The organism is Streptomyces sp. NPDC031479 (assembly GCF_055581065.1).
Window position 1 is genome coordinate 21592 of sequence record NZ_JBVIKC010000025.1, and the last position, 24862, is coordinate 46453.

The following is a 24862-nucleotide window of genomic DNA, read 5'->3' on the forward strand; positions in this document are numbered from 1 at the left end:
TCGCGCAAGTGCCGGTCGCGGGCGCGTTCACGGCGATACGGTGATCGCCATGGACGACGCCAGACGAGAGATAGCCGACACGCTGGGCGCCACCGGCGTCGACGACGTGGAAGCCGCTCTGCGCGTGCTGGGCTGCGCCTTCCGGTGGGCCGCGGCGGCGGTGTGCCGGGTGGGCGCCGACGCCGGCGGCGCCCGCGCGCTCGGGGCCCTGTACGCGTTGGACGACGCGCTGGAGCACGGCCGCGAACTGGAGGGGGCGCTGCCCGCGCTGCTGGCCGCCGCGATGCCCGGGGACCGGGTGGGCGGCGGTACGGACGCGCTGGTGCGCCGGCTCGCCGAGGTGACCGAGCGCGTCGCGGAGGAACGGGCCGAGCTGGAGAAGCTCGTGGCAACGCAGGAGGCCCTGCGCACCCGGCTGGAGCAGCACGGGGAGCTGCGCCGCCAGGTGGACGAACTGCGCCGGCTGGAACGGCTGGTCGTCGCGCTGGACGCGCTCCGGGAGCAGCAGCAGGTCATCGGGGAGCGGCTGGCCGCGCTGCGCGGCCGGGACGCCGGGGTCGACGACGCGCTGCGCACGAGCGGCGACGCGCTGATCCGCCTCTCGGACGACCAGCTGGCCGCCCTGGGTCCGCAGACCAGGCAGGTGCTCGAACGGGCCGCGGCGGTGCAGAGCGCGCTGGCGGTCGAGGAGCGCGAGCATGACGAGGGCGCGGCGGCGCTCGCGTCCGGGCAGGAGCTCCTGGAGCGGGTCCGGGCCGAACGGGGCGCACAGCTGGTGTCGTTGAGGCTCTACGCCGAGGCCAACCGCGACCTCGCGCGGGCCCTCCTCGCCCCGGCGGGATCCGGGGGCGCGGGGCCGGAGACGGCTTCGCTGGAGCAGGTGGAGGCCACCGTGGCGGACATCGAGCGGCGGCTCGGGGAGGCGGACCGGGCGCTGGGCCGCGTCCTGGAAGCACGTGACTCCCAGGACGCGGAGGGGCGTTCGGTCATCCGGTGACCGGGCCGCCCACCGCCGGATCCGGGACGTCCGCCGGTTCGAACTCCAGGGGGACGACGGGGTCGGGGCCGGGGCCGGAACCGGGTCCCCGCGGCCAGCCGTGCACCGCGAACCGGGCCGCCATCGCGCCTTCCATGTCCTCCAGCAGCCCGCGGACCGTCCGGGCGTTGCCGAATCCGGCCGGATCGGCCGCGCGCTTGCGCTCCAGCCAGAGCGCGGCCCGGTCCGCCACGCCCGTCCCCAGGGTGTAACCCTCGGCGGCGGCCGACCGGCGCAGGATCTCCACCAGGTCGGCGGTGGAGTACGGGGGGAACGGGATCGGTTCCGTGAACCGGGACTTCAGCCCGGAGTTGGAGTCGAGGAACTCCGCCATCTCCCGCGGGTAGCCCGCGGCGATCACGACCAGACGGCCCCGCCAGTGCTCCATCTCCCGGGTCAGGGTGTCGATGGCCTCGGCCCCGTAGCCCCCGTACGAGGTGTCGCGGGCCAGGCTGTAGGCCTCGTCGAGGAACAGGACGCCGTCCAGCGCGTCCCGCACGGCCTTCTGCACCTTGGGGGCGGTCTCCCCGATGTGGACGCCCACGAGTTCGGCGCGGGTGACCTCCAGCACGTGCCCCTTGCGCAGCAGGCCGAGGTCCCGGAACATCCTGCCGACCAGCCGGGCCACCGTGGTCTTCCCCGTCCCCGGCGGTCCGGTGAACAGCAGGTGCGGCGCCGCGAACCCGCCTCCCCCCTTGGCCTGGCGCAGCCGCAGCCGGTTGGCCAGCTGCGTGAGGTGTTCCCTGACCGGGCCCAGTCCCACGTAGCGGTCGAGTTCCGCCAGCAGGGCCACGGGGTCGGGGGCCGGCGGGGTCAGGTGCGCCCGGTAGGTCTCCGGGATGTCCTCGGGTACGACCGGCCGGTGGACGTGGCGGCGGACGCGGGCGGACCACCGCGTGTAGATGCCGTCCGCGAGGGTCCGCATGTCCCGCGCGTTGCCGAACGTCGCGTCCCGGGTCCGGTGCATCCCGGCGACGATCCGTGTCAGCTGCTCCTCGGCCTCGGGGCTCAGGCGCGGACCGCGCGCGGTGAGCCGCCCGAGGAGGATCGCGATCAGGGTCTCGGGGGGATAGTCGGAGAAGTCCAGGACGGTCCACCGGCTCGGCATACCCGGGTTGGAGTTCAGGAACTCCTGCATCTTGTCCGGGTATCCGGCCGCGATGACGGCCAGTCTGCCGCGGTCGTTCTCCATGCGGCTGACGAGCGTCTGGATCGCCTCGTTCCCGAACCCGTCGCCCTGGTCGCTGAGTCCGTACGCCTCGTCGATGAAGAGCACTCCGTCCAGGGCCCGTTCCACCGCCTCGTCGGTCAGTGCGGCCGTCTGACCGACGTATCCGGCGACGAGGTCCCGGACCTTCGCCTCGACGACGTGGCCCCGGCTCAGCAGGCCCAGGTCCCGGTAGATCTCACCGGCCAGCCGGGCCACGGTGGTCTTCCCGGTCCCGGGATTGCCGGCGAACACCAGGTGGAAGGAGGGGGGTTCGGCCACGCCGGTGTGACCTGCGGCCCGGAGCGCCGCGGCGGTCTCCACCTGGGCCCGGAGTTGCTCGAAGTGCGCTTTGACCGCGTCCAGCCCCGGCATGGCGGCGAGCCGCTCCCAGGCCGGGCGGGGGTCGGTATCGGCACCCTCGACCCAGCCCCGGACGGCTTCGGCGTCGAGCGTGCCGCCCTGCCGGGCCAGGCGGACCAGCTCGGTGCGCCAGGTCCGGGCCTTCCAGGGCTGTCCGGCCATGGCCCGCACGATCGGGGCCAGTTCCCGCCAGTCGCCGATCCGCAGCCCTTCCCGCAGCCGCGTCGCGTGGATCAGCCGTTCCACCTCGGCCGCCTGCGGGAATCCGATCCGGGCCGTACCGGGACGCCCCGGAGTGTCCATTTGCTGGCGCACGAAGGTCTCCAGCAGCGGATAGCCTCCCTGTCCCTCGACGAACCCGGCCACTCCCTCCAGGGTGGGCCTGCGGAAGACCAGCACCCAGAGGTTGCGGCCGTCGCTCTGCTGGGACCAGTCCGCCATGGCGTGGGCCAGCTGCCGCGCCGCGCTGTGATGGCGCAGGACCTCCTCGGCATACGGGAACACCACGGCGGTCCGGTGCCCGCGCTGCCGCAGGTGCCCGGCGAGCGTCATCACCCCGAACGGATCGGAGACGCCCATCGCCGACGGTGCGGGCCCGGCGCCGCCCGCGCCGCCCCCGGCCGGGGCCTCCCGCTGCTCCCCGGCGGCACCGCGCGGGCCGAGGCCGGACACCAGCATGCCGCCGAGCGGGCCCTTGAGCTGCGAGTGGCGCATGGTGCGCGGCGCCCGGCGCGGCGCGGGAGCGCTGCGGGACAGGCCCCGGGAGGCGTCGTCGCGGAAGTAGACGGGATCCTGCAGGGAACTGAAGACGATCCGCTCGTAGCCCTCGGCGCGCAGCAGCCGCCACAGGGTTTCCTCCAGGGTGCGCACCTGGTGGGTGCCGTCGACGAAGACGTCGTCCACGCCGGGGCCGTAGAGGACGGCGAACGGTTCACCGCCGCGCAGCACGGAGGCCGGGAACCGTTCCACGCCCGGCCCGGCCGCGGGCGGCGTCGCGGCGCCGGTCATGCCGACCCGGGCCGGGGCCGCTGCCGGGTGCGGTGACGTTCGATGTCGCGCAGCAGCGGGTCCGGGTCGCCCTTCTCTCCCACCGGCTCCGACACCCGCAGGCCCTCCGCCGCAAGCCCCTGTCCGATCGCCCGGGCCCGGGCGGTGAGATCGGCCTCGGCGGTGGTGTCGTGGTCGTAGGAGTGCACCCGGATGACGCATTCCCCGTCGTCCTGGACGGCCTGCGAGATGTCCAGGACGATCTCGTTGCCGTTGTCGTGGCGGAGTTTGGCGTAGTAGGCGCCCCGGGGGTCGGCGTCCTCGTACTCTCCGTCGACGAGGTCGTAGTAGGCGTAGTCACTGAGGGTCTGGGCGACGGCGTCGGCGAGGTTCACCCGGATCTGCGAGGCCAGCTGGCGCATGCCGGCCCGTTCCACGGTGTCTCCCAGTGCGCCTTCGAGCTCCGGCGCCCGCTCCCGCAGCGCGTGCAGTTCGCCGGTGTCGGTCCCGTCGTCGCGGGCGAGCGACAGTGCCCGCTCCGTCTCCCGGCCCAGCTCGTCGAGTTCCCCGGCCGACCAGTAGACGACGTCGAGCGTGTACCCGGCCAGGGGTTGGCCGTCCGGACCGAGGACGGGGCGTTCCCGGTTGCCCTCGATCAGCTTCTCGATCCGCACCAGGGCCTCCACGGCGGCGGTCTGGGCCCAGGACCGGTCCAGCTCGCGCTGCTCGATCTCCAGCCGCAGTTCGCTGAGCGAGTGGTACGTCTCCTGCGCCACGGCCAGGGCCGCGTCGAAGCGGCCGCCCGCCGTGTTCTGCTCGGCGGTGGCCAGCCGTCGCGTCAGCCGGTCCAGTTCTCCGGGGGCGTAGCGCTCGTGCGGCAGCGACCCCTCGATCAGACCGGCCATGGCCCGGCTGTCGGAGAGCCAGGAGCGGACGGTCTCCTCGGCCCGTGCCCGGTCCTGCTTCATCACGTCGATCTCCCCGGACAGCCGGGCCGTCTCGGCACGGCGTTCGGCGCGCTCCGCGGCGATCTCCCGGCGTACGGCCTCCTGGTGTGCGGCCAGCTCGCGGCGGGACTCCTCCCGGATGCGGCCCGCGGTCTCGTCGAGGGTCCGGTGCAGGTCCCGGGCCTGCTCCTGGAGCCGTCGCGAGGTGTCGGCCTCCAGCTGCCGGGTCTGCGCGCTGAGGCCGCGCACCACTTCCTCGTGCCGGCGCTGGCGCTCCTCGACCCTGCCGAAGGTGCGGTCGATGTCGGCGCGGGTCTGCTTGCGGACGTCGTCGATCAGCCGGGGCAGGTTGCGCTGCACCTCCTTCAGCTTCTGCGCGTTGCGCTGGAGGCGGTACCACTCGGACTCGTCGACCTGGATGCGCTTCCTACCGCTCATGGGGCAGTTCCCTTCCGGTGGGCGTGTCGGATCGGACGGAGTCGACGGCGGCGTCGAAGGCGGCCAGCAGCCCGGCCGGCGGTACGCCGACGAGCAGGGCCTCCGGGCCGCTGATGGCGATCTCGGCCGTCCTGGGGCGGCGGGCGAAGTCGTAACCGCAGTCCGCCAGCCGCCGGGTGAGGTGGTGGATCCGCTGGTTGGCGCTGCCGCGCAGTCCGCGGCCGTCGTCCAGCTCCGCCACGTACCGGCCGTCGATCAGTACGTCGACCGCGGACAGCAGCGCGGGGACCCCCGGGGACGGCGGCGCGGCACGGAGGCGTTCGAGCCGGTAGCCGGTGAAGCAGATCACGGAGAGCTCGCGGTCCTCCCGGGCCAGCCGTGCCACCTCGGCGAGTCCGGCCGCCTGCAGCATCGGCTCACCGCCCGAGAAGGTCAGGCCGTCCACCCGCGGATCGCTCAGCAACTCGGCTGCCAGGGACGCTGGTTCGGCCGACCGGGCCGGCCGCTCGGGTATCCAGTCGGGCGACATGCAGCCGGCGCAGCGGAAGGGGCATCCCTGCACCCAGAGCACCGACCGCAGGCCCGGCCCCAGCGCCTGCGTGCCGACCCGGGTCGCGGCGACGTTCAGCGTCGGTGTGGCGGCGTTCATCGCGGCCCGCCGATGAGGGTGTCGGACGGGCCGGACGCGAAGCGCCCGGACACGTAGGTGAACGAGACCCCGTTGACGACGACCTCCTGGTCGGGGAGACAGGTCGCGGTGGCCTCCCGGGCGGTGGAGCCGTCCGGCGTGTAGCGGATCAGCAGGTCGATCCTGGGCCCGGTGTCGGTCGACCGGCGCCGGCCGTGGACGCGGCCCCGGCCGCCGACCGACGGGGGACGCAGCGTCACCGCGCGGCCGGTCAGCGCGACGCGGTCGGTGAACGCGTCGCCGAACACCCGGGTCAGCAGCAGCTCGCCCCGCAGGGGCGGCCGGTGGATCCTGCGCCAGTACAGCCAGCCGGCCAGCAGCACCAGCGCGGCACCGCCCAGCACCCCGGGCAGGAAGGCCGCCGACCCCACCGTGGCCCGCAGCGGCACCGCCGCCCGCGTGACGCGCACCTGCTGGGGAACGTTCAGCCGTACGTCCGGGGCGAGCGCCTGCTCCCACGGGGAGGTCACCCGGCCGGACAGCTTCAGCGTGGTGTCGGCGTCCTTCACCCGGCGGTACGGCAGGGGACCCGCCGACAGCCGGCCCCTCAGCCGTACGTCGAAGGACCGGGACTCGCCCGGCTGGAGGGTCAGTTGCCCCGGCAGCCCGTCCAGCGTGACGGACGGATCGCCGACCGAGGCGCTCGCGCCGGTGACCGTCAGGGGGACGTGCCGGGAGGTCGAGCGGAGCGTGAGCTTCGCGGTCGCCGACCCGTCCGTGAGATCGCTGCGCCCGGCGTCCTGCCACTCCGCGGTCACCCCCTGCCCGACGTCCCCGGCCAGCAGCAGCTGCGCCTTGCGGGTCTGGGTGCGTTCCCCGGCCCGGGCCAGGTACGAGCCGAGGTCCTGGATGCTCTCGGGGCGCAGGACGGTGGTGTTCTTCACGACGTCGCCCAGCAGGCCCGCGCCCGTCGCTCCGTTGCCCAGCGGCAGCGCGTACCCGGCCAGTTCGGTGCGTCCGGCGAGGGCCTGCGCGCGCCCGCGCAGCGCGGTCCAGGCGGGGCCGGTGGAATCGGGGTAGCCGGAGCCGGCGACGGGATGGTGCTCGCCGTCGGTGAGCAGCACCACGGAGGCGACCGCCGAGGCCTGATCGCGTTCCAGTTCGGTCAGTGCCGCGTCGAGCGCCGCGCCGATGTCGGTGTCCCCGGCGGGGTCGGGTGCGGCGGGCAGCCTGGCCGTGATCGCGGCGCTGTCGCCGGCCGAGCCGATGTAGCGCGGCTGCGGACGGGAGTCGAAGGTGAACAGCGCGACGTGGTCCTTGGGTGACATGCCGTTCAGGAAGCTGCCGAGGGTCGAACGGACCGTGTCGTAGCGGCCGTCCTGGTTCATCGACCCGGAGGTGTCGACGAGGACGACGTAGTCGGCGGGCTGGTCGTTCAGCCCGAGGGCCTGGTAGACCTCCGAGCGGGAGGGGGCCGGGTCGGTGGTCGTCGCCCGTGCGGCCGCCGGCGGGGCGGCCAGCAGGACGGCGGTCACCAGAGCGGCGCCGACCCGCGCGACGCGCGCGAACCGGGGTGCCCGTGGCGGGGTGGGGTGCTTCACGGACCTGCTCCCTTGAGGTCGGTCGGCAGGGTGCCGAGGGGGAATTCGCCGGGCGCCGCGGAGCCCAGCGGGTGCAGCACGAGATGGGCCGTACCGTCGACGGCGATGCGTACTCCCACGTGGAAGCGGTCGCCCGCGCCTCCCGGGGGGAGGGTCAGGGTGCCCACGGCCTCGGAGCGCTCACCGCGGGCGTCACGCACCCGCACCCGTACGGGCGGCGCGGGACCGGCGGGGGACGCCGTCCCCGCGGCCACCGGGACGCGGTGTCCGCCCGTCTCGGCGAAGACGGTGGCGCCGCCGGGTTCCAGCACTCCGGCAGGGCTGATCACCAGCTCCTGCGACCGCGGAGCGCCGCCGACGACGCGGTGGGTACCCACGCAGACGGCGTGCGGGTAGCGGTCGCCCGGGTCGGCCCGGCCGGCGGCGACCAGCGCGGCGCCGAAGACGGCGGCGAGGGCGGGGTCCGTGTCACCGGGCAGCGCCACGAGCGGCCCGTGCCGGGCGGCGAGGTGCCCGGCCAGCGGGCCGAACCGGGCCGCGCCCCCCACCGCGACCACCGGCGGGGCCGGCGCACCGCCCAGGGCCTCGTCGAGCACCCGGTCGAGTCCTTCCGTGAGCCGTCCGAGGGCCTGGAGCACCACGCCCGCGGTGATCTCCCGCCCGTCCACCCGGTGGACGGCCGTGTCGTAGTACGGGCCGCGATGGCTGTCCGCGCGGCGCAGGGCGATGCCGAGCCGCTCCGCGGCGCCCGTCTCCCCCCGGGCCCCGGCCAGCGCCCGCAGTCCCGCCGCGTCGTCCGGCATCCCGACGGCGGCGAGCAGCGCCCGGTCGAGTCCGGCTCCGTAGCCGTCGGCGGGAGCGTGCCACGCCCGGCCGGTGACGGCCACGGTGCCGGAGACCGGGGCGCACACCGACACCTCCGCCGCGCTCGCGCCGAGCTCGCAGACGGCGTACCGCTCCGAGGGCGGCGCGCCCGCGTGCCGGAGCAGCGCCAGCACCGCGTGCGGCGTGCCCAGGACCCGGATCCGCGGTGCCGGGCGCGTGCCGTGGACGGCGCTCAGCGCGTCGGCCGCCCGGTCCGCGGCCCCGGCACGGTCCTGCTCCCGTACGACCAGCACCACCCGGTCGGGGATTCCATGGCTCCCGCAGTACTCCCCGTAGGCCGCCCGCAGAGCGGCGCCGCGGGCGCCCGTCTCCCGCGGTACGGGCACGCCCTCGCCGGGTACGGAGCCGGACAGCCGGGCCAGTACCGGGGAACCGTCGGCGCCGAGCACGGCGATGCGCGTGAAACGGGAGCCCGCGTCGACGGCGACGGCCGAGGTGAAGGCGGCGGTCATGGGTTCCCCCAGGGGAACAGGCCTCGCAGCCTTCCCCGCTTCTCCTGCGGTGCCTGCCACGGATCGGGCTCGTGGTGCGACGGCGGTGCCGGACGTGGAAGGTCCGGGGGCGGGAACGGGGGCGCAGGCGGCTGGGCATCCCGGCGGGTGCCACCCAGCCGCTTGAGGATCCGATGGTGGCGCTCCATCTCCCCGTAGCTGAATTGGCGCAGCTGCTCGCACAGGTCCCGGGCCCACTCGCTCCGCCCGAGTTCCCGGTACATGGCCATGCCCAGTCCGGGCGCCCGTAGGTCCAGCTCGCATCCGAGCTCGTACACGGCGTGGGCTCCCCGGCTGTACAGCAGGGGAACGAGCTCGACCAGCAGCGGCGGGGAGAACTGCCGGTCGGGACAGGCCTCGACGATGACCCTGGCCAGTTGATCGAGGTCCTCACCGGCGAGGACGGCCTTGCGCAGCTTCCAGACGGGACGCAGCCAGCCCAGCCGCTGCCGGCGGCCGAAGGCCGTCACCAGCTCCTCGGGCAGTACGTCGATCCACAGGCCGGGGTCCTCGGCGAGCCGCCGTTCCAGGCTGTCGCAGACGACCTCCTCGGTGCTGGGGCGTTGCTTCATCAGCTGGGTCAGCACGGTCCACGAGGCGGGGTCGGGCCTGTCGCCCAGCAGCGCCTCGACCGCGAGCCTCTTGAGGTCGGGATCGGCGTCGATCCGCTGGATCACGGCGGACGCGTAGGGCCGGGCGGCGCCGGGGGCGGTGAGCTCCCGGAGCCGGGGCATCGTCGGGACCGGTCGGTGGCCGTCGTGCACGGTGGCGCCGGCGATCGCGCACAGCAGGTCCGCGTCGGCGGCCACCTGAGGATCGAGTCCGGGCCCACCCGGTGCGGCGACCCTGTTCAGCTCCGTGAGCAGCTGGAGCGGGGCCGTCCTCACCGCGACCTCGCGCAGGCGCGGCCACATGAGGCCCACCACGGCCGGCGTGCCGTTGCGCGCGGCGGCGTCCAGCGCGATCCGCCAGGCGTCCTCACCCGCGTCGGTGAACTCGCTGACGTCGGACGCCACCACCTGCCCGGCGCGCAGGTCACCGGTGAGCACCGCGGCGAACCGCAGCCATCCGGCAGGGGCGTTCCCCCCGTCCCGCAGGGCCGACCGGACGATCCGGTGGAGCGGCGAGAGGTCGTGGCTGCGGTCCTTCAGGAGCGTGCGCAGCCAGGCGTCCCGCGCCTCGCGCGAGCCGATCAGCACCCGGTCGGCGGCTTCCGAGGTGTGCCCGAGCTCGTGCTCCGTCCGGTAGACGAGCGCGGCCACCCAGCCGGGCTCCTGGCCCGGCGCCGTCGCCATGGCCGTGAACAGCTCGTCGAACGCGCCCGGGTGGTACGCCTCCAGGCCGCGCACCACCCTCAGGTAGTCCGTGGCGCGGGTGAAGGTGGCCTGCGACGCCCTCGCGGCCAGGACGTCCTCGGCGAGCAGCCGCGGGGTCAGTGGGCTCCAGTACCGCAGCAGCACCTCTCCCGGCGCGTGGCGGGCGAGGAAGGCCAGGAGCATTCCCAGCTGCCGCTCGGTCAGGCCGTTCGGCGCGTACGTGTCCAGCACCCGCATCACGTCGACGAGTTCGCCGCCGCCCTGGCCGATCTCCGTGAGCACGCTGTCCAGCAGGTCCGCCTCGCGCAGCGCCCGCAGGGCGGCCTTCGGGTCCTGGGAAGAGATGGCGTCGCCGGCGCGCAGGAGGTGCTTGACGAGTTCGGCGGTGGACTCCCGCCGGGCCCGGAGCCGCAGCAGCTCGTTCAGGTACTCGCGCCCGACGGCGGTCTGCGGCTCCGACGGGGGGCCGCCCGCGGCGCCCGCGCCCAGGCGGGCTTCGGCCTGGCCGGTCCGCGCGGCGGTCGCGAAGACCAGCATCAGACGGTGCTCGGACTGGCCGGTCCAGGTGGCCGCGCTCAGCCAGGCGCGGCACCCGTACGGCAGGAGCGAGCAGACGGCGTCGAGGATCAGGACCCGGTCGTCGGTGTCGGGGAGCCGGGCACCGGGGGCCGGCACGATCGCCACCTGCCGGCCTTCCAGCAGCAGGGCGGCGATCCCGGCCGCCCAGTCGAAGCCCAGCCGGTCGACGGCGTCGGCGAGTTCGCCGGCCGTGGTCCGGGCGGCGTCGACGGCCACGGCGGTCTCCGCCTGGTCCGGCTGTGTACGGGGGGCGGCCCGGTCCAGTGCGGTCCACGTCAGCCGGGCGGTGCTCGCGGGGATCCAGTCCACGACGAGCAGGCGCCAGGTGTAGCTGGGGGCGCCGGTGCCGTCGGCGCTGCCGTCCCAGGTCGTCTCGACCAGGGCGCAGGCGGAGCGGCTCTCGCCCGGCACGCCGCTGAGGAACACCCGCCAGGGCAGTCCGCCGTCGGCCTCCAGGTCGTCGGGGGTGCCGGTGGCCGCGCCCCAGTAGTAGCGCTCGGCCCGGTCGGACGGCAGGCTGCCGCGCAGGACCTCGTACCCCATGGTCCGCCCCGGGTACTTGCCCACCACCGACCAGTCGGCGGACAGCCGGTGGGTTTCGGGACCGTCGCTCACTGACCGCTCCGCTTCGTCCCGAAGAGGCCCGGCCTGGCGTGGATCCTGCGCTCCAGGTCGATCAGCGGCTCCAGGACGTTGATGGGCTCGGGGGAGGTGCAGATCCGGGGGCGGCCCTCGACCTCCTCCACGTTGGCGTAGTTGTTGTAGTCGAAGATGTGCTGCGGGTTGAGCCGGTACCCGATGGCCGAGGTCGCGTAGTAGGTGATCCGGTCGGGGTGGAAGAAGGTGGCCAGACCGTCCCGCACCATCCGGGCGGTGGCCCCCCGGAAGTCCTCGCACAGCCACTGGAAGAAGCGGGCGCTGAGGTGCGCGGGCACGCGGGGCAGCCGGGATCCCACGGAGTCCTGGGTGACCCAGCCCGCCCGCATGGCGGGCTCGAAGAGGGCGGGGTGGTCGAACTTGGCGACGCACACGGAGACGTGGTGCGGGAGTCTGTTGTCGTGGTGCCCCCGCCTGTCCCGGACCCTGGCGTTCAGCTCGTTGAGCGTCGCGTAGAAGAAGTTGAAGCTCTCCGTCGCCGACTCCCTGTCGCCCAGCGGGTCGAAGAGGTAGATCAGGCCCTGGGCGCGGGCGAGCTGGTCGGTGATCTCCTCGTGCAGCGGGTTGTTCGCCTGGAACACCTCGCCCGCCGCGTCGTTGATGTCCAGGACGAAGCTGGCCCTGCGGCTGCGCCTGCGCAGGCCGCCCGGGGGAGGTTCCTCCCCCTGGACGGACCAGCTCATGCTGCGCAGGCCCACGCTCGCCTCAGGGAAGATCCGGCGGGTCGAGAGCCGCGTCACGCTGTCGTTGAGGAAGTTGTTGGCCTCCCTGCTCATGCCGCTGATCCGCCAGCTGCCCTGCCCGTGCCGCTGGGCCTGCATCGCCGCGATCGGCAGCGCGCCGAGGAAGCTGGTCTTGCCGGAGCGCGGCGCGCCCCACAGTCCTATGCGGACGTGGTCGGTGGCGTCCGCGCCGGCCGGCGCGGTGGGGATGGGCGCCGGAGCCGCGTTGCCGTCCATGACGGGGACCTGGTCCTGCTGGTACGGGTTGCCCGCGGGCCGGGCAGGGGGCCCGGACCACGGCTGTCCGTTGGGGTGCGGGGGCGCGGGCTTCAGGGGGCCGCCCGCCAGGGGTGTCGGGGATCCGTCGGCCGGCGCGCCGCCGGAGGGCCTGTCGTTCGGGTCGTAGTATTCCTCGGCCATGGGGTCTCCTCGTGCCGGAGCGGTCGATCACAGCAAGGGACTTGCGAAGGCCAACGGGCAGGGCGGACCCTCCCATTGCCAGGTGGGACTGAGCGCCTCGGCCACGTCGGCGGCCGTGTCCGCGCCGGGGCGGAAGGAACCGTCGCGGGACAGCTCGGCCCACGCCGTGGCCCCGTAGCGCTCGACGGCGGCCCGTGCCCGGTCGGGGGGCGTCGGCCCGGTCCTCGGGTCCGCCCTGGTCATCACGCGGACTCCGGCGGCACGCAGCCGGTCGACTTCGGCCCGCCAGTCCGCGCCGAGCGGACAGGAAGGCACCATGCCGTGCTGCCGGGGCGGGGCGGGCGGCCTGCGGGCGACGATCAGGGCGACCCGTCGTACCGCCTCGTCGCCGTGGGGCGACGCCGTGGCGAGCGGCACCAGTGTCCTGAGCGCGTCCTCCAGCGAGGACACCGTGTCCTGGCGGCGCCGGTCGGGCTCCCAGGCGTCCAGCGCGGCGAGCGCGGCCGGCGCGGGCCCGGCCGGGACCGGTGGCATCAGCAGGATCCGCCGGGGGGCGTAGCCGTTCTCGTGGATCGCGTGGTCGTAGTGGCCCACGGCGCCGACGCGCAGGGCGCTGCCGGTACCGCTGAGGCGGGCCAGTGAACCGATGAGGTCCCGTACGAAGGCCAGCCGCTCTTCGGTCTCGGCCGAGTCCGCGCCGCTCAGCTCGACGGTGCAGAACACCTCCAGCCGCGGCGGGCGGACGATCCGCCGCGGCAGGCCGGTGACCAGCGCGGTCAGGTTCAGGTCGGGATCGTCCAGTGCGGTGAGGGCCGGTGCCGCCCCGTCCGGCGCTTCCGCCCCGTCCGGCGCGGGCGGCGCCTGTGCTCCGCCGCCCTCGTGGGGCCGGGGCCAGCCGTCGCCGGTCCCGGCGAGGGCGATCTCCCCGGGGCCCCGCAGTACGAAGGTGAGCCGGGCCGGTTCCAGGGCCCCGAGGGCGGTCCGCCCCACTCCCAGCACCGTCGGGCCCGTGTCGGCGCCCGCCGGGGGACCGGCCAGTACGGGGAGGAGCACGGAGGTGTTGCCGGTGGCCCCGCCGTGCACCGTGACGGTGGCGGTCGCGTCCGCCCCGGGACGGAGCCGGACGCCCGCGGGGAAGAGCACGTGGCGGTGGACGTGCACCGCGCCGGTCCGCCGATCGGCGCTGACCAGCAGCAGGGAGTGGTCCACGGGAAGGGGCGCGGTACGCAGGACCCCCCGCACGGCGTCCGTCGTCGTGGTGCCGTACGCCTGCCCGTCCCGGCGGTGCAGCTCGGCCCGCAGGGGGCGGCTGCGGCGGAGCGTGGCGACGGCGCGGTCCAGCAGGGTCCAGCCGGGGTGGCCCACCAGCAGCACCGTGGAGCGGTCGCGGGGCGGCGGTAAGGACGCCGTCAGCCGGCGCAGCACGGCCGCGTCGAAATCCCGCCTGTCGACCGGGGATATCTCGCCGATGCCCCCGGCCAGCTGGAACCGGCGGATTTCCGGGTGCGGGTGCAGGGTGGGGGCGAGGGTCTCCCAGTCCACGCTCCCGGCGTCCTTCTGGCGGGGTATTCCGCTCTCGTCCAGGTACGCCTTGATCATGTTTACGCGATCGGGGTCGAATTCGACGAAGAGCAATTCCCTGACCCGCCCGAAGATCAAATCGTCGAGCATTTCGAGCCATTGCGCCGGCCTGCGGACCGACACTTCCTCCCATGGACCCGCCGACTGGTCCAGCGGTGACCCCGACGCGCCCGGACCGGCCTGCGGCAGCCCTCCCCGGACCACGGCCGCGAGCCGCCCGGAGACGCTGCCCTCACCCGCATCGGGGCCCGCTCCGGGGCCCGCTTCCGTGCCTGCCCCGGCGCCCGCTCCGGCGTTCGCTCCGGCGTTCGCTCCGGCGCCCGGCGCCACGCTCCCGCACAGCGCCACCGCCCGTACGTCCCAGCCCTGCGCGGCGGCCGCCAAGGCGTCGGCCGCCCGGCGGGCGGCCTCCTCGGTCAGGTCCCCGAGGACCGGGTCGCCCCGCATCCGCCACCGGCAGACCGTGCACAGGTCCCCCTCTTCGGGAGTTCCGCACACGGGGCATGCTTGATCAATACCGGTCCCCCGCATCCGACGACTCCCGCCCCCCGCCGCACAAACCGCCAGCAACGTTCACGCGTACGTGGGTGCGAAACCCGGCTGTCGCCCGACATGTAACCGGGATCACGTAGCGTTCAGCGGAATCATGGTGGCACAACCGAGCGGGAATGTGACGTGTTTTGCACAGCCCTCGGCTCAGTGGTCATCTGTTTGGTTTCGGACCTTTCATTCGCCCCGGTCCCGTGTGGTCCGGGCGGGCCGCCCGGACCGCACGGACCCTCCGCCCGGACCGTACGGCCGGACCGTACGGCCGGACACATCGCCGGTCAGTTGACCTCCCGGCCCAGGCCGGACCAGTAGGGCTCGCGGAGCTTGAACTTCTGGATCTTGCCCGTGGCCGTGCGCGGGATCTCCTCGCGGAACTCCACGCTCGTCGGCGCCTTGTAGCCGGCCATCCGCTGCTTGCAGTGGGCGACGATGTCGGCTTCCCCCACCTCGGCCCCCTCGGTGAGGACGACGAGTGCCTTGATCGTCTCGCCCCACTTCTCGTGCGGCACGCCGATGACGGCGACCTCGGCGACCGCCGGGTGGCTGAAGATCACGTCCTCGACCTCGATCGACGACACGTTCTCGCCGCCGGTGATGATCACGTCCTTCTTCCGGTCGGAGATCGTCAGGTGCCCGTCGGCCTCGTCGACGGTGCCACCGTCGCCGGTGCGGAACCAGCCGTCCTCCAGCGCCGCCGAGGTCTCCTCGGGCTTGTCCCAGTAGCCGTCGAGGACGACGTTCGAGCGCGCCAGGACCTCACCGGACCCGGAGACCTTGAGCTTGACCCCGAGCGCCGGCAGTCCGGCGCGCGACAGCCTGCGCGCCCGCTCCTCGGCGGGCAGCTCCGCGTCGGCGGGCCGGGCCCGGTTGAAGGTGAGCAGGGGCGAGGTCTCGGTCAGGCCGTAGATCTGGGTGAACTCCCAGCCCAGCTCCTCGTCCATCCGCTGGATCATCCTGCTCGGCGGCGGGGCGCCGGCGCACACGATGCGCACCCGGTCACGGCCCGGGATCTCCCCCTCCCAGGTGGCCGCGGCGTCGAGTACCGCGTTCCAGACGGCGGGCGCCCCGCACATGAGGGTGACGCCGTGCTCCTCCACCCGTCGCAGGATCTCGCCGCCGTCGACCTTGCGCAGGACCACCTGCTTCACGCCGAGGCCGGCCATCACGTAGGGCATTCCCCAGCCGTTGCAGTGGAACATCGGCAGCGTGTGCATGTAGACGTCGCGTTCCCACACGCGGGTGTGCAGGCCGAAGGTCAGCCCGTTGACCCAGATGTTGCGGTGCGTCAGCTGCACCCCCTTGGGGCGGGCGGTGGTGCCCGAGGTGTAGTTGATCGTCGCGGTGGCGTCCTCGTCGGGCTTCGACCACGGGCGAGGCTCGACGCCGAAGCGCATCAGATCGGTCTCGGTCCCCTCGCCCAGGACGAACCGGTGGCGCGCCGTGACACCGGACAGCACGCCGTCCAGCTCCGGGTCGACGAGCAGGACCGAGGCCCCGCTCTGCCGCACCACGTACGCGACCTCCTCGGGCTTGAGCCGGAAGTTGACCGGCACGCAGACGCGACCGCTCATCGGCACCGCGAACAGCAGCTCCAGCAGCCGGGCCGAGTTGTGGCTGACCACGGCCACTCTCTCGCCCTCGCCGACACCGAGCGCGTCGAAGCCCGCCTGCCAGGCCCGTACGCGTTCGCCCAGCCGCCCGTACGTCGACACGGGTACCGGCGCGCCGGGCTGGTCGGGCTCGTCGATCACGCCGGCACTGGACGGGAACCCCAGCTCGGCCCGGTCGAGGAAGTCCGCAACAGTCATTGGAACCCGCATAGCCCACTCACTCCTGAATCCCGGATCGCCAGAACACCCGTACGGAGGAACGGCACCGCGCGGCCGGGGCCGTCGGAGGCGCCGAACTCCGATCATGAAGGCATCGTGCCGTGCCGGACGGGCGCTCCACCAGGGTGGCGTCAGCCGTGGATTGACCCGAAGCGCACGGGCCCCGGACCTCGGCCCATGCCGGCGAGCAGCGCCTCCCCCTCGGCGACGACCTCCTCCTCGACGCCCCGGGAACGTGTCCCGAACAGCTCCACGACCAGCCCGTCACCCTCCGGCCGCCACAGCCCGGCGAGGAACCCGTCGACGAGCAGGGTGCGGTGGGACTGGCTCCCGGTCCAGGTGCGGCCCTTGTGCTCCGGGGCGACGACGCGGGAACGGTCGGCGTGGGAGAGCAGCAGGTTGTCGAACTCGGGGAGGAAGCGGGGCGGCGCCGGGGTGTCGGCGTCGGGGCGGGGCGCGTCGGGCAGGTCGAAGAGCTCGACCCCGTTCTCGTCGCGGAAGACGAGCAGCCGGGGCCGGAGCCGCTCGAAGGCCGCGCGCAGGCGGGTGAGGCCGGCCCAGGTCTGCATGTCCTTGACGGAGGCGGGCCCGAAGGCGCCGAGGTAGCGCAGCACCACGTCGTCGACCGCCTGCGCCGCCACCTCGTCGACGTTCCCGCCCAGCCACCGCTCGACGGTGGTCAGCCGCACCTGACCGCTGCGCCCCCACACCCCGCGGGGGGTGACCTGCACGAGCGGGAGCAGGCAGCGGGCGGCGACGGACAGCGACTGGGGGTCGGCCGCGGGCCATTCCCTGAGCAGCTCCTCGCGGATCTCCCCCATGGTGCGCGGCTCGTCCTCGACGAAGGCCCTGGCGCGCGCGGCGAGCCGGTCGAGGTCCACACCGGTCAGGCCCTTGCGGAAGTAGCCCACCTCGCGGTCGCGGGCCGCCTGGACGAGGGGGCGCAGGGTGAGGGCGTCGTGGGCGGTGTGCGTGTGGATGGTGGAGCGCATGGTGACCATCCGGACCACCTCCCGGGACTCCATGAGCCCGGCCAGCCGCTCGGGCCCGAAACCGGCGAGGCGGGCGTGCAGCTGGTAGTAGGGCGGCTGCACGTTCTGGGCCTGGAGTCCGATGAGGTGCGCGACGGCGTCCCGCGCGGACATCTCGGCGCGGCTCAGCAGCAGCTGGCGGGCGAGCGTGGCACGGTTCAGTGCGCGGACGCCGAGTACGGGGTTCGTCGTGGAGGCCATACGACCACGCTAGCCCCCCTTGCGGACACCTTCTGTCCGCAATCCCCACCACCCCCTCCCCCCTCCCTCCCTCTCCCCTCTCCCCTCCCCCCTCTCCCTCCCCCGCCCTATATCCTGCCCTTTGCCCGTAAACACCCGTTCGACCGGGAGCTGACCTGCGATGTCGGAGCGCCCAGACCGCCGCCCCTCCTCCCTGCCCGCGAAGCGCTCGGGGTGGCTGCGCCCGTCCGGCCCCTCCTCCCCGACCCCGCCGGCCGCCTCCGGCCCGGCGGGCGCGGCCGCCCCCGTCCCCGCGGACCACCGGAGCGTGATCGACTCCGCGGTCTACCGCGACGGCCGCCGGGTCGCCTCCCCCGCCACCCTCGCGGACACCTTCCGGCAGCTGCGCGAACAGCACGGCGGCATGGCGTGGATCGGCCTGCACCGCCCGACGGAATCCGAACTCCACTCCCTGGCAGCCGAGTTCAACCTCCACCCACTCGCGGTCGAGGACGCCATGGAGGCCCACCAGCGCCCCAAGCTGGAGCGCTACGGGCACACCCTCTTCGTGGTCCTGCGCGCGGCCCGCTACCTGGACGCCCCGGAGGAGGTCGACTTCGGGGAACTCCACGTCTTCGTCGGCCCGGACTTCCTGATCACGGTCCGCCACGGCGCCGCCCCCGACCTCTCGGCGGTCCGCCGCCGCATGGAGGAGACCCCGGACCTCCTCTCCCTGGGCCCGGAGGCCGCGCTCTACGCGATCCTCGACGCCGTGGTCGACGGCTACGCCCCGGTCGTCGCGGGCGTCCAGAACGACATGGACGAGATCGAGACCGAGGTCTTCCGCGGCGACCCCGAGGTATCCCGCCGCATCTACGAACTCTCCCGCGAAATGGTCGAGTTCCAGCGCGCCACCCGCCCCCTGGTCGGCATGCTCCACGCCCTGATGGCCGGCTTCGCCAAGTACGGCACCGACGAGGAACTCCAGCGCTACCTCCGCGACGTGGCGGACCACGTCACCCACACCAGCGAACGCGTCGACGGCTTCCGCCAGGCCCTCACCGAAATCCTCACGGTCAACGCCACCCTCGTCTCCCAACAACAGAACGCCGAAATGCGCGCCCTGGCCGAAGCCGGCTTCGAACAGAACGAGGAGATCAAGAAGATCTCCTCCTGGGCGGCCATCTTGTTTGCACCCACGTTGGTGGGAACGATCTACGGCATGAACTTCGAGACGATGCCCGAACTCCACTGGGCGGCGGGCTACCCCTTCGCAATCCTCCTGATGGCAGTGGTCTGTACGAGCCTCTACGTCATCTTCAAGAAGCGCGACTGGCTGTAGCAGACAGCACAGAGCCTGCGATCCACTTCGCGCCAGCGAATGCCGAGCTGTCTCCGCTGCAGGGGCCTGGGGAGAATCTGGGGAGAATCCGCCGCAGCGGGAGCAGGACTGTCACTTCACCCGCGGCCGTTCCGCTACGGCCGGTTGAGCTCGGTCCAGGGCGTCATCAGCCACGGGTGGTTTCCGACCCCACTAGGGCAAACCCCTGCCACTCCGTGGATCATGTTGACTGCTCCACGGGCTACCGCACACAGGCAGGGTCGGTTGGAACCGAGAAGCGCCGCGGTACAGGAAGAGACTTCCCTTACAGCGCGCGTACGACGTGCTACGCCGAAGTCCATGAAAACGGCAAGGTGACGAACGGGAACAGCCGGGAAGCCTACGAACGGGCACTGGCCGGCAGCTCGCGCCTCTTTGCCGTCTGGCCCGGCGAGTGGTCCAGCCACCTGTTCCTCATCGACGACCTGGACGAGTACGCCAAGGCCCACGGCATCAAGCACGACGATGAGCGGAACGGCCTCAAGGAGCACGCCCACGAGGTGAAATGGAAGAACCCTCCGTACGGAAACGACAACCCCCGAAGCCCCTACATGAGCATTCGTGTCTCATTGGACTGCGGCTGCTTGGTGCACCATCTGGCTGCCTTCGCTGCCCAGATGAAGCAGCAGACAGGTTGGGATGTGACCACCAGCGTCGGATGGGGCAGCAGTTCCAAAGTGTGCAGCGTGCGTGCGAACGACAACGAGCACGCGCTCGTCGCGATCGCCGCGAAGGCCGTCGGTGTCACCGTCGCCGGCTTCTTCGCCAAAGCCGCTCTCAGCGCGGCCCACGACCCGGGCAACAGCGTCGCGGCCATCGCCGGGCGTCGTGAGACCGTCACCGAGCTGTTCTCTGCCCGCAGGCACCTCGGTCAGATCGGCAACAACCTGAACCAGCTGACCCGCGCCGTCAATTCAGGCGTCCAGCCGACCGACGCCCAGATCAACGCCGTACTCGACTCGGTCCGCCGGGCGACAGCCCGAGTCCAGGACGCCACCGACCGGCTTCTTGAGGACAGTTAGGACCTGCCCCACCGTGGTCCTCGAGATCCACCGTCTGGCGTGTTGTCCCAATGCGCGCGATCGGTCCGCGTCAGCGCTCCAGGACGACGTCGAGGTATTCTTGCACCGGCTCGAACAGACGGTACGGGATGTACTCAGAGATCTCGGCGTGGGCCACCCAAGCGAGCTCGGCCAGCTCGTCGGTGTCCATGACATGCGCGCGGCCGCCGGCCACCTCGCAGGCGGTGTACGACATCGAGCGGCCGGTGTCAGGGTGAATCCGCTCCCCGAGCAGCTTCAGCGCCTTCACGGTGAGGCCGGCCTCCTCCAGGGTCTCGCGTGCGGCGGCCTCCTCCAGGGCTTCGCCCGGCTCGACCGCACCGGCGGGGAACTGCCAGGAGAGCCGCCCTTCGCTGACCCGGCGCCGCACGAGAAGCACGCGACCTTCGTGCACCACGACGGCCGCTGCGATGGCCGGTCGACCCTCAGCGTTCTGCTGCTCCACGTTGCTCCTCCAGGTCGGGTGGGCCGGCTGCCCCGAGCGGTGATGGCGACACGTTCACTGCGGCCCGGCCCCGGCGCGGAGGAGTGGCGCGAGCAGATCGACCGCCTCCTCCCAAGGGAAGCGGTCGGCCCCGCCGCCGGACTTCGGACGGTGGGGCTCGTAGCTGCCGATCAGGACGCCCATCTCCCGGAGCTCGTCGATGCTGCGCCGGTAGGCCCGGTGGGCGGCGAGCGCGGTGTTCACGTAGGGCAGCAGGACCGCGGGGACGCCCATGCCGGGGGCTTCGCAGAGGATGCCGAGGGCCAGGTTGTCGGCGAATCCGGCGGCCCACTTGTTGACCGTGTTGAACGTGGCCGGCGCAACCGCGATGGCGTCGGCTCGCGGGTACGTCCGTGCCTCGCCGGGCGAGCGCCAGGCGGACCGGACCGGGTACCCGGTCTGCTCCTCGATCGCCCGGACGTCGAGGAACTCCAGACCCTGTGGGGTGGCGATGACCCCGACCTCCCACCCCCGTTCCTGCGCTGCGGTGATGAGTCTGCCGACGTCGCCGGCGATCCCGGCGGCGCACACGATGACGTACAGGAAGGGCTTGGGCTGCGGCTCGGTCACGCGGGTACTCCCAGTCGGCGGCTGAAGTGGTGGAGCTCCGGCAGCGTACGTCGGCGGTCCCGCGCGGCCATGCCGGCGACCAGCTCGCGGACGGGGGGACGGCGTACGTCCTGGGCGGCGCAGGTCTCGGCGATCCGCAGGGCCTGGTAGCCGTCGGCCAGGCGGCCCAGCTGGGCGTAGGCGCGGGCGGCCTCGATCCAGAGTGCGGCACGGCGCTCGGGGACCGGGATGTGGCGGTGCATGAGCGGGCGGGCCGCGTCGAGGGCGATGCCCGCGTCGCCGAAGGAAACCGCCGCGCTGATCCGGTGAAGGGTGACGTTCGTCGGGCTGAAGTTGGCCCAGGCGTCGGGCCGGTCCAGAGCGACGTACCGGGCCACCTCCTCCGCTTCGGCGAGGAACTCCCGGGTGGCGGCGCTGTCATCCGCGCGGCTCGCGGCCGTGGCTCCGCGCAACAGGAGCAGCCCGAGGACGGCGAGGTGGTGCGGGGAGCGACGGTCGTACGAGCCGGTGAGCTGGGAAGCGGCGTGCCGGATCAGTGTGACGGCCTGACCCGCGGGCTTCTCGCGGACGAGGACGTGCGCGTGGAGCCGGACGCTGGCGGCGAGGACGAGGGGGTCGCCGAAGCGTTCGGCCTCCGCCATGGCGCGGCCGACGGCCAGCCAGGCCGTTCCCGCGTCTCCCTGCTTGAGGAAGACCGACCGGCTGTGCGGCATCATCGCCGCGGGCTCTCCGCAATTCGCGAGAACTGCGTGCAGGGGCCACGGCTCCGTACAGCACAGCGCGGCCGGTGGTGGAACGCCACCACCGGCCGCGCGCTGTCCGTCGCTCAGGCCGGGCTCCAGGTCACGCGCCCCTGCGCACTTGCGTGCGCTGCTCCTCCCTTCCGTACGGTCCGGCCGATGGTGAACCGCCCGCGCACACCGTGAGGAGAGCTGTTGAAGCCGACCGAGGAAGTGCTCCAGGACCTGACCCAGCCGTCGAACATCTCCATCCACTCCGACGTGGCGCTCGTCGGGAAGGTGGAAGGCGCCATCACGGCGGACGACACGAAGCGGGAGGAGAACGAGGACGAGCCGCTCCGCAGGAAGCCCGACCTCGCCCCGATCCCGCAGACGGAGCTGCCCCGGCAGTTCGAAGTGACCCTCTGGGACGTCCTCCACACCCTCGCCCGAGCCACCGCTCTGTCGTGGCGGGGTGCGGGGCGAGGGCTGGCGGAACACTGGGGCGCCCTCAAGTACACCCAGGCCTTGGCGGGCGGTCGCAACTCCTTCCTCGGCCTCACCGACGAAGGCCACCGCATCGCGGACCACTACAAGTCGCTGCAGTCCGGCGAACTCGGCATCGGCTTCGCCCTCACCCTCACCGAGCACATGCTGCGCAGCCGCTTCCCCGACCACTCGGTGACGATCGTCCCCGCCGACACGGCGTTACGCGCGGGTTGGGCCCTCACCAGCAGGGACAAGGGCGACAAGGTGAAGTACCGCTACCGTCCCCAATACTTCGCGGAGGTCTGGCGGCCGGGCGAGCCGTCCCGCGTCATCCCCCTCGCCTGCAAGGGCAACCACAGCGACCCCGCCACCTCCGCCGAGCAGCTGGCCTCCGCCTCGGCCCACGCCGAAGCGGTCCACATCGGCACCTGGAACGAGACCCCCTGCCTGCTGTTCAGCACGCAGCTCCCGACGGACGGCGGCACGATGACCGTCCACGCCCTCCAGGCACCCGGCAGCGGAGGTCAGCTGTACCCGGCGGAAGGTCGTGAGCCGAACCTGAACGCTCCGCCGTTCCAGGCGAACGTGATGCCGGACATTCACCCGCCGGCCACGGTGGCACCGGAGCCCGTACGGGGCTGCCATGTGCAGCCGCAGGACTATGCCTGGTTCCAGGAGTCCCTGGCCCACACCACGGCGGCGGGCCTCATGGCCTTCACCGGCTCCGGCCACGCCACCGCCCGCCACCTGACCGATCGCCAAGGCCGCAAACGCTTCACCGGCCTCGAACACGCGGCCAGTATGAGCGTCCAGGACGCCGCCCACACGCTCCTCGGCACCGAGTACGTCGGCACGGACCACGTCTTCCGCCTCAACGGACCCCGCGTCGAGGCGTTCTCCGGCGTGGACGAGGAGATCTTCCGCCTGCTCGCCAGGGGCGACGTCGAGGAGTACCGCGCCCTCGTCCATGCGAGCCGCCACGTACGCCCCCGCCTCACCTTCGACAAGGACTGGGGCGGCCCCGTCTCCGTCCACGCCGACGGCTCGGTCCTCGCCCTGCGGCTGCTGCCGGGCCAGGACGAGGAGCCGCGTCCGGGCTCCCCACGCTGACCTCGGAAGGCTGCAGGGACCGGCTCATCTCAGAGCCGGTCCTTGCAGCAGGACGACGTACGCGCTGGCTCAGAGCGACGCCCCGACTCCGAGGCTTCCGGCGCCGATGGCTCCCCTCAGCACATGGGCGATCTCTTCGGGCTTGAGGTCGATGCCGTCGAGCCCTTCCGGGGTCAGCGGGACCTCCTCCAGCGCGTACTCGCCGCGGCCTTCAGCACTGAACTCGGGGCCGGTGCGGTCGTCGAAGGACCAGGTCGCGACGCGGGCGAGGTAGAAGAGCTGGCGTTCGTCGTCGGTCTCCATCGTGTGGAGAAGGCGGACGATGTCCGCCTTCCCCGCGATCTCCTCGTGGATCTCCCGGTGGAGGGCGGCCTCCCGGGACTCGTCGCTGGGCTCGACACCGCCGCCGGGCAGGACCCAGTACTCGGGGATGCCGGGCCGGGTGCGGCGGATGACCAGCATCGTGTCGTCGGCGGTGACGAGGACGGCGCGGACTCGTTCGATCATTTCGGTTCGTCTCCTTGCTTGTTGACGGTCTCAGTGGAGCAGCCAGCCGCCGTCGACGTGGACGGACTGCCCCGTGATGAACGAGGCGGAGGGGCCCACGAGGAACGCCATCAAGGCCGCGACGTCCTCGGGCCGGCCACGGCGCGGGACGCACTGGCGCTTGATCTGGTCCTCCGGCCGCGCACGGTGCCGGGCGGGGAGGGCGTTGTCTGCCTCTACCTGGATGGCTCCGGGCAGGACCGTGTTGACGCAGACCCGTACGGCCCGCGTGGACCTTGGCAGACAAAGCAAGTCTCGGGCCTTCCGCGAGTCGCGCCCCTGGCTAGCAGTGCCCTACAGCACCGCGGCCTCGCGCTCGGGGAAGGGCGGGAGATGCCACCGTGTTGCCCGGCAGCTCCGCCAGGGCCACTCGGGCGAGGATTGCCAGTCCGCCGTTGTGGCTGGGACGACCCACAGGGTGCACTTTCCCGCCGGAGGCACAACACCCGGAACAAGCGCGCCTACACGAGTTTCCTCAGCTCGTACCTTACATGTGGGCCCGGGTGCTGGGTGATTCCCAAGCTTATGGAGCGAGTTCGATTCCCGACATCCGCTCGTGAATGGAGGCCCAGGTCAGAGACCTAGGCCATCCGACCGGTGATCACGAATAGAGAGCCCCTAGCGGCGATCGCACGGCGCACTGATGAGTGCGCGCAGCACCGGTACGGCCGGGCCAGCGGCCACGAGACCGGCCAACACCGCGCCCCTCACCGGCACACCGGTCAGCGCCGTCAGCCCGCCCGTGATCAGACCGATGACGAATGCGGCGAGCAGGACGACGCTGGTGTGCAGGGACAGGAACACGGGGTCCGGCGAAGGGGTGGCGGAGGAGCCGGAGTCGACCGGCGGCGTCGGATTCATGGCTCGACCGTGCCCCCTCCTCCCGACTTGGTCTGCACCCGCCGAACACACCTGTCCCAGTCAGACCAGTCCGGTCCACGACCGGACAGAACGACTCAACCCGAGGCGCGTTCAGCGGTGTTCACTCATGTTCAGTGAAGGATCAGCGCCGTCGTGTACGCGGGCCTATCCTCGAGCTCACGGACCGATCGGGG

General features: G+C 72.9%; 19 protein-coding genes and 1 pseudogene. 4 read left to right on the forward strand and 16 right to left on the reverse strand.

All coding sequences use genetic code 11. From position 1 onward, the window contains the following. Positions 1 to 49 precede the first annotated feature (49 nt). Positions 50 to 997, forward strand: a complete 948-nt coding sequence (locus ACZ5D2_RS25160; protein ID WP_371675900.1) for a coiled-coil domain-containing protein — start codon at positions 50 to 52, stop codon at positions 995 to 997. On the opposite strand, the gene ACZ5D2_RS25165 is transcribed toward ACZ5D2_RS25160, so the two are convergent. From ACZ5D2_RS25165 to ACZ5D2_RS25210, 10 genes are all read right to left on the reverse strand, one after another. Then, positions 987 to 3614 (reverse strand): AAA family ATPase, encoded by a 2628-nt coding sequence (locus ACZ5D2_RS25165; protein WP_371675901.1) that lies wholly within the window; start codon positions 3612 to 3614, stop codon positions 987 to 989. The two genes, ACZ5D2_RS25160 and ACZ5D2_RS25165, sit on opposite strands and share 11 nt — an antisense overlap. Then, positions 3611 to 4978 (reverse strand): hypothetical protein, encoded by a 1368-nt coding sequence (locus tag ACZ5D2_RS25170; protein ID WP_371675903.1) that lies wholly within the window; start codon positions 4976 to 4978, stop codon positions 3611 to 3613. Before ACZ5D2_RS25170 ends, ACZ5D2_RS25165 begins: the two co-directional genes overlap by 4 nt. Next, positions 4968 to 5627 (reverse strand): 4Fe-4S single cluster domain-containing protein, encoded by a 660-nt coding sequence (locus ACZ5D2_RS25175; protein WP_371675904.1) that lies wholly within the window; start codon positions 5625 to 5627, stop codon positions 4968 to 4970. The genes ACZ5D2_RS25170 and ACZ5D2_RS25175 overlap by 11 nt, the downstream gene beginning before the upstream one ends. Then, positions 5624 to 7207 carry a vWA domain-containing protein gene (locus ACZ5D2_RS25180; protein WP_371675905.1) on the reverse strand — a complete coding sequence of 528 codons (1584 nt, stop codon included), beginning with the start codon at positions 7205 to 7207 and terminating at the stop codon, positions 5624 to 5626. The genes ACZ5D2_RS25175 and ACZ5D2_RS25180 overlap by 4 nt, the downstream gene beginning before the upstream one ends. Further along, a complete protein-coding gene (locus tag ACZ5D2_RS25185; protein WP_371675906.1) occupies positions 7204 to 8544 on the reverse strand; it encodes a hypothetical protein in 1341 nt (446 codons plus the stop codon). Before ACZ5D2_RS25185 ends, ACZ5D2_RS25180 begins: the two co-directional genes overlap by 4 nt. Then, the gene (locus ACZ5D2_RS25190) at positions 8541 to 11093 is read right to left on the reverse strand and encodes a hypothetical protein (protein ID WP_371675907.1); all 2553 of its coding nucleotides are present in this window, start codon (positions 11091 to 11093) and stop codon (positions 8541 to 8543) included. The genes ACZ5D2_RS25185 and ACZ5D2_RS25190 overlap by 4 nt, the downstream gene beginning before the upstream one ends. Then, the gene (locus ACZ5D2_RS25195) at positions 11090 to 12277 is read right to left on the reverse strand and encodes a hypothetical protein (protein WP_371675908.1); all 1188 of its coding nucleotides are present in this window, start codon (positions 12275 to 12277) and stop codon (positions 11090 to 11092) included. Before ACZ5D2_RS25195 ends, ACZ5D2_RS25190 begins: the two co-directional genes overlap by 4 nt. Before the next feature lie 27 nt (positions 12278 to 12304). Then, entirely contained in the window at positions 12305 to 14305 is a 2001-nt protein-coding gene (locus ACZ5D2_RS25200) for a hypothetical protein (protein ID WP_468932160.1), read from the reverse strand. Positions 14306 to 14685: 380 nt separating this feature from the next. Further along, a complete protein-coding gene (locus ACZ5D2_RS25205; protein WP_371675910.1) occupies positions 14686 to 16227 on the reverse strand; it encodes an AMP-binding protein in 1542 nt (513 codons plus the stop codon). A 140-nt stretch (positions 16228 to 16367) separates the two neighbouring features. Then, positions 16368 to 17468: a winged helix DNA-binding domain-containing protein gene (locus ACZ5D2_RS25210; RefSeq protein ID WP_371675911.1), complete on the reverse strand. Its 1101-nt coding sequence runs from the start codon at positions 17466 to 17468 to the stop codon at positions 16368 to 16370. 160 nt (positions 17469 to 17628) lie between these two features. Here ACZ5D2_RS25210 and ACZ5D2_RS25215 point away from each other — a divergent pair, with 160 nt between their 5' ends. Then, the gene (locus ACZ5D2_RS25215) at positions 17629 to 18789 is read left to right on the forward strand and encodes a magnesium and cobalt transport protein CorA (RefSeq protein ID WP_371675912.1); all 1161 of its coding nucleotides are present in this window, start codon (positions 17629 to 17631) and stop codon (positions 18787 to 18789) included. A 353-nt stretch (positions 18790 to 19142) separates the two neighbouring features. Next, complete coding sequence (locus ACZ5D2_RS25220) at positions 19143 to 19850, forward strand: plasmid mobilization protein (protein WP_371675913.1); 708 nt, start codon at positions 19143 to 19145, stop codon at positions 19848 to 19850. A gap of 70 nt (positions 19851 to 19920) precedes the next feature. Here ACZ5D2_RS25220 and ACZ5D2_RS25225 read toward each other — a convergent pair whose 3' ends face one another. From ACZ5D2_RS25225 to ACZ5D2_RS25235, 3 genes and pseudogenes are all read right to left on the reverse strand, one after another. Beyond that, positions 19921 to 20334: an NUDIX hydrolase gene (locus tag ACZ5D2_RS25225; protein ID WP_371675914.1), complete on the reverse strand. Its 414-nt coding sequence runs from the start codon at positions 20332 to 20334 to the stop codon at positions 19921 to 19923. A 54-nt stretch (positions 20335 to 20388) separates the two neighbouring features. Then, positions 20389 to 20943, reverse strand: a complete 555-nt coding sequence (locus ACZ5D2_RS25230; protein WP_371675915.1) for a flavoprotein — start codon at positions 20941 to 20943, stop codon at positions 20389 to 20391. Beyond that, positions 20940 to 21647 (reverse strand): annotated as a pseudogene (locus ACZ5D2_RS25235) (helix-turn-helix domain-containing protein); the annotation flags it as partial. The pseudogene ACZ5D2_RS25235 and the gene ACZ5D2_RS25230, both read right to left, overlap by 4 nt. Before the next feature lie 231 nt (positions 21648 to 21878). Here ACZ5D2_RS25235 and ACZ5D2_RS25240 point away from each other — a divergent pair. After that, positions 21879 to 23261, forward strand: a complete 1383-nt coding sequence (locus ACZ5D2_RS25240; protein ID WP_371675916.1) for a hypothetical protein — start codon at positions 21879 to 21881, stop codon at positions 23259 to 23261. 69 nt (positions 23262 to 23330) lie between these two features. Here the strand turns inward: ACZ5D2_RS25240 and ACZ5D2_RS25245 are convergent, their stop codons facing one another. The 3 genes from ACZ5D2_RS25245 to ACZ5D2_RS25255 all read right to left on the reverse strand — a co-directional run bounded on the left by ACZ5D2_RS25245 (position 23331) and on the right by ACZ5D2_RS25255 (position 24668). Beyond that, on the reverse strand, positions 23331 to 23768 hold the full coding sequence (locus ACZ5D2_RS25245; RefSeq protein ID WP_371675917.1) for an NUDIX hydrolase: 438 nt from the start codon (positions 23766 to 23768) through the stop codon (positions 23331 to 23333). A gap of 30 nt (positions 23769 to 23798) precedes the next feature. Beyond that, a complete protein-coding gene (locus ACZ5D2_RS25250) occupies positions 23799 to 24059 on the reverse strand; it encodes an SDR family oxidoreductase (protein WP_371675918.1) in 261 nt (86 codons plus the stop codon). A 366-nt stretch (positions 24060 to 24425) separates the two neighbouring features. Then, a complete protein-coding gene (locus ACZ5D2_RS25255) occupies positions 24426 to 24668 on the reverse strand; it encodes a hypothetical protein (RefSeq protein WP_371675919.1) in 243 nt (80 codons plus the stop codon). Between the last annotated feature and the right edge of the window lie 194 nt (positions 24669 to 24862).